This is a genomic window from Myxococcales bacterium, assembly GCA_016717005.1.
GTDB lineage: Bacteria > Myxococcota_A > Polyangia > Haliangiales > Haliangiaceae > UBA2376.
In genome coordinates, this window is sequence record JADJUF010000022.1 from 124610 (window position 1) to 134111 (window position 9502).

Genomic DNA, 9502 nt, shown 5'->3' on the forward strand with positions numbered 1-9502 from the left:
TGATCCGGTCGGGGCGCTAGAGGTCGTCGAGCCAGCCGGCGCCGTCCCAGCGGATGATCTGCGGGTCGGCGCCGCCGACGCCGTCGCGGCCGACCGCCCACATGCGGTCGCCGCGGTGATCGATCGCGATCAGCTGGTCGGTGAGCGCGTCGCCGCTGTAGTAGGTCCACGCGCCGCCGGCGTACTTCGACGTGCCGCTCGCCGGGCGCCCGGCCTCGCTGCTGCCGACCACCCAGGCCCCGTCGACGGCGTCGGGCGCGCCGGCGGCGACGTCGGTGAGCCGGCTGCACTCGGTCGGCGCGCCGGCGACCGGGGCCCAGGCCATGCCGTCGCGGCGCGCCAGGCCGGCGATCCCGCACGCGGCGCCCGCCGGGTGATCGACGCCGACCGCCCAGATGTTGGCGCCGCCGCTGCCGTGCAGCGCCGAGAAGCTGGCGACGCCGTAGTACCGCGTGTTGCGCAGCTCGAGCTGCCACGTCGCGGTGGTCGGCGCCCAGCGATAGACGATCCCGGAGCTGCCGTCGTACGAAGGGTTGCCGGGGTACGGCGCCGGCTCGGTGCCGGCGATCCAGACGTCGTCGCTCGACGCGCTCCACACCGCCAGCAGCGTCTTGTCGGCCGGCAGATCGCGGCTGACCCAGGCCCCGCCGTCGAAGTGGCGCACCGTGCCCGCGGCGCCGACCAGCCAGACGTCATCGGGGCCCGTGCCCCAGATGCCGGCGAGCGCCGCGGTGGCGCCGACCGCGACCGACGTGAAGGCCGCGCCGTCGTAGTGGACCACCGCGCCAGCGGTGCCGACCAGCCAGACATCGTCGTCGGCGCTGCCCCACACCGCGCGCCAGTCGGTCGCGGCGTCGACCACGGTCCAGCACCACGCGCCGCTCGCGTCGGTGCGCACGCCGACCGCGCCGCCGGCGCCGACCGCGACGACCGTCGCCGGGCCGACCCAGACGTCGGCGAGCTCGAGCGGCGCCCCGGGCGTGAGCGCGCCGCAGGTCGCCGACACCTGCAGCGCGAGATCGAAGACCAGGTCGCTCGAGCTCGCGCTCGCCTGGTGGACCTCGACCGCGAGGACGTTGGTGCCGGCCACCAGCAGGCCCTTGCCCGCGGTCCAGTCGAGGGTCACGTAGTTGTTGCCGGTCTCGTACCCGGGCGCCAGCGTCGCGGCCGTGATCGGCCCCGCCGGCATCGACGCCCGACCGAGCTCGACGCCGTTGAGGTACGCGACGAAGCCGTCGTCGTAGATCGCCTCGCCGACGAGCGCGGTCACCGCCGCCGGATCGGCGACCGCGAACGACGTGACGAAGTAGGTCGTGAGGTGCTTGCTCGCGCCTGGGCCCGTACGACACCGGGGTCTGCAGGTAGCTCTCGCCGTAGCCGAGCGGCGCGGCGCCCGTGTGCCAGCCGGCCCCGGGGCTGGCCTGGGTGCGCCACGCGGTGCCTTGATCGCCGCCGTCGTCCCAGTAGCTCCACGTCGCGCCGCGCGGCACGCCGCCGATGGCCTCCGGCGGTGGCGGTGGCGGCGGCGGTGGCGGCGGCGGCGGTGGCGGTGGTGGTGGTGGTGGCGAGCCCGCGGTCAGGACCAGCGCCAGATCGAAGACCAGGTCGCTCGAGCTCGCGCTCGCCTGGTGGACCTCGACCGCGAGCACGTTGGTGCCGGCCACCAGCAGGCCCTTGCCCGCGGTCCAGTCGAGGGTCACGTAGTTGTCGCCGGTCTCGTATCCGGGGGCCAGCGTGGTGGCCGTGATCGGCCCGGCCGGCATCGACGCCCGCCCGAGCTCGACGCCGTTGAGGTACGCGACGAAGCCGTCGTCGTAGATCGCCTCGCCGACGAGCGCGGTCACCGCGGCCGGATCGGCGACCGCGAACGACGTGACGAAGTAGGTGGTGAGGTGCTTGCTCGCCGCGCTGGGCCCGTACGACACCGTGGTCTGCAGGTAGCTCTCGCCGTAGCCGAGCGGCGCAGCGCCGGTGTGCCAGCCCACACCCGGGCTGCCTGCGGCGCGCCACGCGGTGCCCTGATCGCCGCCGGCGTCCCAGTAGCTCCACGTCGCGCCGCGCGGCACGCCGCCGATGGCGACCGGTGGCGGTGGCGGCGGTGGCGGCGGTGAGCCCGCGGTGACGACCAGCGCGAGATCGAACACCAGGTCGCTCGAGCTCGCGCCCGCCTGGTGGACCTCGACCGCGAGGACGTTGACGCCGGCGATCAGCAGGTCCGCGCGCGCGCTCCAGTCGAAGGTGACGTAGGTGTTGTTCGCCTCGTTCCCCGACGACAGCGTCGACGCGGTGACGGCCCCCGCTGGCATCGCCATCCGGCCGAGCTCGGCGCCGTTGAGGTACACGACCGCGCCGTCGTCGTACATCAGCTCGCCCAGCAGCGACGTCACCGCCGCTGGGTCGGCGACCGAGAAGTACGAGACGAAGTAGGTGGTGAGGTGCTTGCTCGCCGCGCTGGGCCCGTACGACACCGGGGTCTGCAGGTAGGTCTCGCCGTAGCCCAGCGGCGCCGCGCCGATCTCCCAGCCGAGCCCGGGGCTGGCCTGGGTGCGCCACGCGGTGCCCTGATCGCCGCCGTCGTCCCAGTAGCTCCAGGCCGCGCCGCGGGGCACGCCGCCGACCGTGACCGGCGGCGGCGGCGGTGGCGGTGGCGGCGCGCTGGTGTCCAGGCGCAGCGCGAGGTCGAACACCAGGTCGCTCGAGGTCGCGTTGGCCTGGTGGATCTCGACCGCGATCGTGTTCGCGCCGGCGACCAGCAGGTCCGCGTGCGCGCTCCAGTCGAAGGCGACGTAGGTGTTGTTCGCCTCGTTCCCCGACGACAGCGTCGCGGCGGTGACGGCCCCCGCCGGCATCGCCATCCGGCCGAGCTCGGCGCCGTTGAGGTACACGACCGCGCCGTCGTCGTACATCAGCTCGCCGCGCAGCGCGGTGACCGCGGCCGGATCGTCGACGACGAAGCCGCGCCGCGCGTAGGTCGTGAGGTGCTTGCTGGTGGCGCTCGGCCCCCAGGATACGATGCTGCGCAGGTAGGTCTCGCCGTAGCCCAGCGGCCCGGCGCCGCTGCCCCACGCCGCGTCGTCGAAGGTCTGCGCGCGCCAGCCGGTGCCGAGATCGCCGCCGAGATCCCAGTAGCGCCACGCCGAGCCGCGCGCGATCGCGACGAGCGTGGTGCCCGGCACGCCGGCGTCGGGCGGCGCGGCGTCGCCGGTGCCAGCGTCGACGAGCGGCTCGTGCGGCAAGCTGCTGGCGTCGCAGTAGCCGATCGGCAGGCTGGTCGCGACGCCGGCGCCGCCGTCACGGCTCGGCGCCGGCGCGCAGCCCTGCCCGGCGCTGTCGAGCGGCACGCACGCGCTGGTCCCGGGGACCACGTCGATCCGCGCGATCACGTCGCCGCCGTAGGCCTCGCCGTCGGCGGCGCGCACTCCGGTGACCGGCACGGCCACGGCCCGCGCGACGTCGATGACCAGCGCGCGCCCGCGGAACAGCGTGGCGCGCACGCCCGCGGTGTCGGCGTCGGCGCGGCGGGCGAACTGCGCGCCGATCGCGTGCATCGGTGGGGTGCCCACCGGCACCAGCGAGCGCGCCGCGAGCTTGGCCAAGGTCGCGTCGAGCAGATCGCCGAGCAGCGAGTGCGTGCCGTCGTACGCGCGCAGGTTCGCCTGGTGGAACATCCAGGGATCGGCGTCGCCGCGCAGCAGGTAGTGGATCAGCACGTCGCCCTCCTGATCGAGCACCTGGGCGTAGGTGGAGTCCCGCCCCCAGTCGTCGCGGTGGCTGGCGTTGTAGCTGGTGACCCACGCCGCCGGCGTCGACACGTTCCACGACAGGTTGGTCGGTCGACGCGGGACCAGCAGGATCCGGGGCTCGACCGCGTCGTAGAACGCGGTGTTCGGGATCGGGTTGCCGCACCCGGGCATCGACGTGTCGGTCACGGCGTAGCGGACGCCGACGTCGGCCGCCGCCCGCATCGCCTCGGCGTTGACCAGCCCGGAGACGCTGGGCGTGACCAGGTCGCGCGCGTCGAAGCCGTCGAGCGGGAGGTCCGCGGCGAGCTGCGCGTTCCGGGCGAACGCCGGGTAGGCCACGCCGTAGCTCGCCGCGTCGAGCCCGCCATGGGCCCAGGTGTGGGTGATCCAGTACCAGTCGCCGTTCTGCGCGACCGCCTCCTCGGTCAAGGCGTCGTCGCTGGCCGCGCCGGACCCGTTGAAGGCGAGCGACACGCGGAAGTCCGGCGTGCCGGGGTCGGCGCGCCGGGCCGTCAGCCACGCGCGCGCGGCCTGCAGGTCGACGCCGTCGATCCGGAAGGTGCTCCCGTCGGTGAGCACGCCCCCGAAGAACAGGTCGTCGACCTGCGCGCTCAGGTCGATGTGGCGCTCGCCGAGGTAGGCGCCGCCGGCCACCCAGCCGATGACGCCGTGGAGGAACAGCAGCGAGTGCAGCCGGTCGGGATCGTTCCGGAACATCAGCAGCAAGGACTCGCGCCCGTCCGCACCCTGATGGACCGCGGCGAGCGCGTGGCCGTCACCGTCGGTCAGCAGCGGCGTCAGCGGCGCGCCCGCGACCGGCGCCGCGAGGTAGGCGGCGTCGCCGTCGAGCTGCTGGGCGGCGCCGCAGTTCACGTCGCGGAACACCGCCTCGCCAGCGGCGCTGCAGCTCACGGCGAGCGGCGCGGCGGTCGTGTCGCGCAGGGTCGCGTCGCCGAAGCCCAGGGCCGGATCCGGCCAGGCCGCGAGCACCGCCCGGCGGACCAGGAACGCCGCCTCGTACTCGGCCAGCACCGCCCACTCGGCGGCGCTCAGGGCGGAGGTCGAGCCGATCGCGAGCGCGCCGCTGGTGAGGATCGTGCCCTGGTAGAGGCCATGGGTGGCGGTGCCCAGCTGGGCCGCGGTCAGCGCTGGCTGCTGGGTGGCGACGAAGACGTCGTACGGCACGCCGCGGAAGTCGAGCGCGGCACGGATCGCCCCCAGCTCCGGCTCGCTGCCATCAGCGGCCAGCACCAGCAAGCGCGCCTCGACCGGGAGCGTCGCGTCACCGAGCGCCGCCGCGCTCACCGGGCGATCCAGCACAGCCACCGACACCGGCGCCACCGGTCCGCTGTCCGGAGCGACCAGCGCCGCGGGCGCAGGTGCCCCGGTGTGCGCGGACGCCACGACCACAGTCGGCGCATCGCGGCAGCCGACGAGCCCGATCATGAGGAGGATCGTGCACAGGGCGGGGCCAGGTCTCGTCATGCCCCCAGGCAGATGCAAGCCCGGACCCATCGCCGGAAGGCGCAAAGGCCGCAGCGGTCGACCACGCCCTGCAGTCGGCGTGACGCGCTCGGTGGGCGGCGGGGTGCGGCGGCGGCGAGACGTCAGCCGGCTGGCGAGGTGCGGCGGCGGCGAGACGTCAGCCGGCTGGCGAGGTGCGGCGGCGGGGTGCGGCGGCGAGGTGCGGCGGCGAGGTGCGGCGGCGGCGAGACGTCAACCGGCTGGCGAGGTGCGGCGGCGGCGAGACGTCAGCCGGCTGGCGAGGTGCGGCGAGAGGTCGCGGAGCGTCACGACCGCGCGGGACCGCGTCGGCCTCCGCTGCGTCGACGACCGGCGCGCGCTCGTTGTCGGCCACGGCCCTCGGTCCGTGGCTCGCGGCTCGATCGGTCCGGATCGGCGATTGCGCCCGGGCGCGATCCGCGCTTTCAATCGATGATGCGGCTCGCGACCCTCACCCTCGCCCTCGCCGTCACCAGCGCCTCGGCCCACGCCGACGTCGCGAAGCTCGGCGCCGCTGAGCTCAAGGAGATCGCCAGCTCGAGCTGTCCCTACTGGTCGCCGACCGGACCCTCCGTGATCTGCCTCGAGGCGTCCGAGACCGTGCCCGGCGTCGTGGTGACCGCGGTGGTCGCCAAGGCGCGCGCGCGGAGGGCGATCAGCTGATCGACGTCGCCAACAACAACCTGCGGACGTTGCCGCGCGGGCTGACCGCGTTGAACCGCGAGCTCCGCAAAGGGCTACGTGCCGGCGACCGCGGTGTTCTCGACGGGCTCGGACCCCGCCCGGGTGACGATCGAGGGGGACCTCACGGTCGGGGTCGACGGCGGCGCCGTCACGTTGCGCCGCGGCGCGCAGGAGCTCGAGCGCCTGGCGCCGACGATCGCCGACGGCCACACCCTGGTCGCCGAGGTGACCAGCCTCGGCGGCCATCACCTCGCGGTGATCGCGAGCTCCGCGTACGACGAGAACGAGCGCGGCCCCGCGGTCATCGCGATCTGGAAGCTCCCCACCGGGTACGGCTGCCCGGAGCGGATCCGATGCGCGCCGCACCACGCGCAGGTGCGCGCGCTGCTCGACGAGGTCTGCCGTGACGCGTTCGACGCCGGGCGCTACCAGCACGTCGCCACCGCGGTGAACGACGGTGAGCTCGTCGCCGACGACCTCCGCTACCTGTTCAACGCCTACGGCGCGTTCCACGGCTACGCGTTCAAGAAGCTCCGCTACCTCAACGACTTCTTCTACGACGCCGACGCCGCGGCCTGGCTCCCCCAGCCCTGCCTCGCGAAGGTCCGCTCGCTCGCCAGCGAGCGCGCGCTGTCAGCCGCGCAGGCCAGCATGCAGGTCCAGCTCCGCCAGCTCTGGAAGCAGGCGAGCGCCGACTGACCGAAAGGGGACGGTGTCAACGTTGACAACGTTTCGGCCGCGGCCGCCCGACGACGCTCCTGGCGGCGCGGGACACCGGCAGTTGCTGTAGCGCCGGCGCCGCCGGATCAGCGATGAGCTCCGGGTCGTCGCATGTCGACTCGACGCCGGCGCCCAGCCCACAGGGGCGCGCGAAGGTTGTCAACGTCGACACCGTCCCTCCGTCCCGCGCGCGTGCGATGGTCGGCGCGTGACCGCGCAACGTCGGCTGGCGCCCGCTGGATGTCCCCGATCCACGCAGGGCACCGTCATCCCGGTGCACCTGCTCTACCCGAGCGACGCGCCGTCGAGCCCCGTCGCGTTCGGGCCGTACGCGCTCGACCTGGCGCGCGACGCCGCGGTCGTCGGCGCGCGGCTCCCGGTCGTGGCGGTCTCCCACGGCCAGACCAGCACGCCGTGGAGCCACCGCGGGCTGGCCACGCACCTCGCGCGCGCCGGCTGCGCGGTCGTGCTGATCGAGCACCCGGGCGACTCGCGCCGCGACCCCGGCCTCGCCGGCACCGCCGCCAACCTGGCCAACCGCCCCCGCCACGTGCGCTTGGCGCTCGACGCCGCGTTCGCCGACGCGGCGCTCGGGCCGGCGCTCGCGCTCGGGCGCGTCGCGGTGATCGGCCACTCGATCGGCGGCTACACGGCGCTGGCCTGCGCCGGCGGGCGCGCGCTCGCGCTGCCCAACCAGACCGCCGACGGCGTCGCGCGTCCGGTGGCGATCGTCCCCGATCCGCGGGTGGTCGCGGTGGCGCTGCTGGCGCCGGCGCTGCCGTGGCTGATGGCGCCCGACGCGCTGGCCGACGTCCGCGCGAAGATCTACGCCCGCGCCGGCGCGCTCGACGAGCTGGCGCCGCCGTACGTCATCGAGCGGATCTTGCGCGGGCTGCCACCGGCGACGCCGCTCAACTACCGGGTGATCCCGGCTGCGGCCACTTCGGCTTCCAGTCGCCGTTCCGCCGGCGCTGGCGCAGCCGGGCTTCGCGCCGCGCACGATCCGCCCGGCTTCGACCGCGCGGCGTACCAGGCCCGGCTCGCCGACGAGCTGACCGCGTTCCTGCGGGCGGCGCTCACCGCGGCCTGACGCCCACCGCGTCGATCACTGCCGGGCGAAGCCGACGGGGCCGGAATCTCCCAGTCGCGGCTCCGCAGGCCCTCCCAGCAGTCCCCGGACATGCGCAGGCGCACGACGGGCACGCTCAGCCTTCCCAGCCACCGAGGCAGCTCGCCTTCAGCAGCCGCTGCTTCCTGTCGATCTCCAGCGTCGCCACCGCGAGCGAGCCCACGCGCCGAAGGCGGGCCCGGTCGATGAGCGTGTCCCACGCCTCGTCCAGGCTGCGCGCCTCGCCGATGAAGACCTCGTAGTCGCCGCTGTACTCGTCGAGCGACTCGACGAAGTCGCGGTCCAGGACGACCAGCCGCCCCTGCCACACGGTGACCACCACCAGCGGTACGTCGTAGAACCCGCGATAGACGAAGGGGATCCAGGTCTCGTGCTCCGCTGCCACGCTCATGCTCCTCGGTCCGGGTCCTAGACCTGTGCGCACTCGACCTGCAAGACGCGGAAGCAAACCGTGCGGCCGCCTACGTACTGGGGGTCAGCGACCGTCGCCGCGATGTCATCGAGCATCTCCGTGGCGATGGCGTACTCACCCGGGTCACGCTGCTCCATGACGACGGCGTTGGGCCACACCAGGAGCACATGGCTCGCCCCCAGATCCGTGACCGCCTGCGAGAGCGAGTCACGGAGCGCGTCCCAGACGTAGTCACTCAGGATCGGCGGGTCCAGCGGCATCGTCGCTCGCATCGCCTGAAAGAAGGAGGACCGGTCGACGATGGTCGCCGGCAACACCCGCACGAGCACGCTGCAGGCGTCCGAGCTCCGAGGCCACGCCGAGTTCGCGACTTCCAGGAACACGCGCGCGACCGGCTCCAGTACGTCCGTCATCTCCACCGCCCGGTCGGATCGACGCACGATGATGCCCGTGCCGCCATGCCATCGGCGCGATCGCATTCTCGGAGTGGCGCGACGCGCCCGCTCGGCACGACGAGATCGCGCCCGCTATGGAACATAGACGGCCTCGACCGTGAACCGGCATCGCCCGCCATCCACCTCATGCACGCTCACCGCCAGCACCCTCTCGCTCCTGCCCGACACCGCCCACAGATCGACGAACACGTCCCAGAACCCGCCCATCCACGACGCCACCGAAGTGGTCCACGTGGCCTCGGGCAGCTCGACGAGCGATTCCCCGTAGGCGACGAGGTAGCGGCCGATCTGCGCCCACGCGTTGCGCGTACACTGCACGTCCTCACCCTGCACCGTCGGCGACGTCCGGCCAGCCACGAGCGCTGCGACGATGCCGGTGAGCGCGGCGCGCCATTGGTGGGGCACCGGATGCGGGGCCTCGTCATCCTTCACGGGTTGGTGGGCGGAGTTCATGATGACCTGCACGCGTGGCGGATCGGCGGTTCGGGTTCGCGGGTCGCACGGGCTCAGCCCTACCTTGGTGCTCCGGCGACGTGCCAATCGAAGCTGAGCGTGACCACCAGGGGTTGGTAGCACGTCGGCCAGATCAGTACGCACCTCCCTCGGGGATGACGCCATCCCCGTCAGGCACCTTGCCGTGACCCAGGGCCGTCTCGCTTGGGCAGGCGCGCTCGTAGTGCCAGAACCAGAAGCTGTCCCCGGGCCGGGCCGCGTCAGCCAGGTATCGTTCGAGCTCTGCGTGGTCGTCGAAGATCATGCGCGTCGGCGCGCGCGCGCCGCGGAAGTGCCGATGCTCGACGATGACCGCCGACTCGTCCGACAGCACCCGCGTGACCGTTTCCAGGACGCGCGCATC

Annotated in this window: 9 protein-coding genes; 3 read left to right on the forward strand and 6 right to left on the reverse strand. The window is 73.9% G+C overall.

The genetic code is table 11. The features are described 5' to 3' along the window. Positions 1-16: 16 nt before the first annotated feature. Together IPL61_20155 and IPL61_20160 are read right to left on the reverse strand one after the other, a co-directional pair. Positions 17-781 carry a hypothetical protein gene (locus tag IPL61_20155; GenBank protein ID MBK9033545.1) on the reverse strand — a complete coding sequence of 255 codons (765 nt, stop codon included), beginning with the start codon at positions 779-781 and terminating at the stop codon, positions 17-19. After that, a complete protein-coding gene (locus tag IPL61_20160) occupies positions 693-5189 on the reverse strand; it encodes a hypothetical protein (protein ID MBK9033546.1) in 4497 nt (1498 codons plus the stop codon). The genes IPL61_20155 and IPL61_20160 overlap by 89 nt, the downstream gene beginning before the upstream one ends. Positions 5190-5681: 492 nt before the next feature. Here IPL61_20160 and IPL61_20165 point away from each other — a divergent pair, with 492 nt between their 5' ends. The 3 genes from IPL61_20165 to IPL61_20175 all read left to right on the forward strand — a co-directional run bounded on the left by IPL61_20165 (position 5682) and on the right by IPL61_20175 (position 7740). Beyond that, a complete protein-coding gene (locus IPL61_20165; protein ID MBK9033547.1) occupies positions 5682-5909 on the forward strand; it encodes a hypothetical protein in 228 nt (75 codons plus the stop codon). 78 nt (positions 5910-5987) lie between these two features. After that, the gene (locus IPL61_20170; GenBank protein MBK9033548.1) at positions 5988-6629 is read left to right on the forward strand and encodes a hypothetical protein; all 642 of its coding nucleotides are present in this window, start codon (positions 5988-5990) and stop codon (positions 6627-6629) included. Positions 6630-6858: 229 nt separating this feature from the next. Then, positions 6859-7740, forward strand: a complete 882-nt coding sequence (locus IPL61_20175) for an alpha/beta hydrolase (GenBank protein ID MBK9033549.1) — start codon at positions 6859-6861, stop codon at positions 7738-7740. Between the two features lie 115 nt (positions 7741-7855). Here IPL61_20175 and IPL61_20180 read toward each other — a convergent pair whose 3' ends face one another. The 4 genes from IPL61_20180 to IPL61_20195 all read right to left on the reverse strand — a co-directional run bounded on the left by IPL61_20180 (position 7856) and on the right by IPL61_20195 (position 9472). After that, the gene (locus IPL61_20180) at positions 7856-8164 is read right to left on the reverse strand and encodes a hypothetical protein (protein ID MBK9033550.1); all 309 of its coding nucleotides are present in this window, start codon (positions 8162-8164) and stop codon (positions 7856-7858) included. 23 nt (positions 8165-8187) lie between these two features. Next, positions 8188-8631, reverse strand: coding sequence for a barstar family protein (locus IPL61_20185; GenBank protein MBK9033551.1), 444 nt, complete (start codon positions 8629-8631; stop codon positions 8188-8190). Positions 8632-8718: 87 nt separating this feature from the next. Then, positions 8719-9111, reverse strand: coding sequence for a hypothetical protein (locus IPL61_20190; GenBank protein MBK9033552.1), 393 nt, complete (start codon positions 9109-9111; stop codon positions 8719-8721). Positions 9112-9232: 121 nt separating this feature from the next. Further along, positions 9233-9472 (reverse strand): hypothetical protein, encoded by a 240-nt coding sequence (locus IPL61_20195; protein ID MBK9033553.1) that lies wholly within the window; start codon positions 9470-9472, stop codon positions 9233-9235. Between the last annotated feature and the right edge of the window lie 30 nt (positions 9473-9502).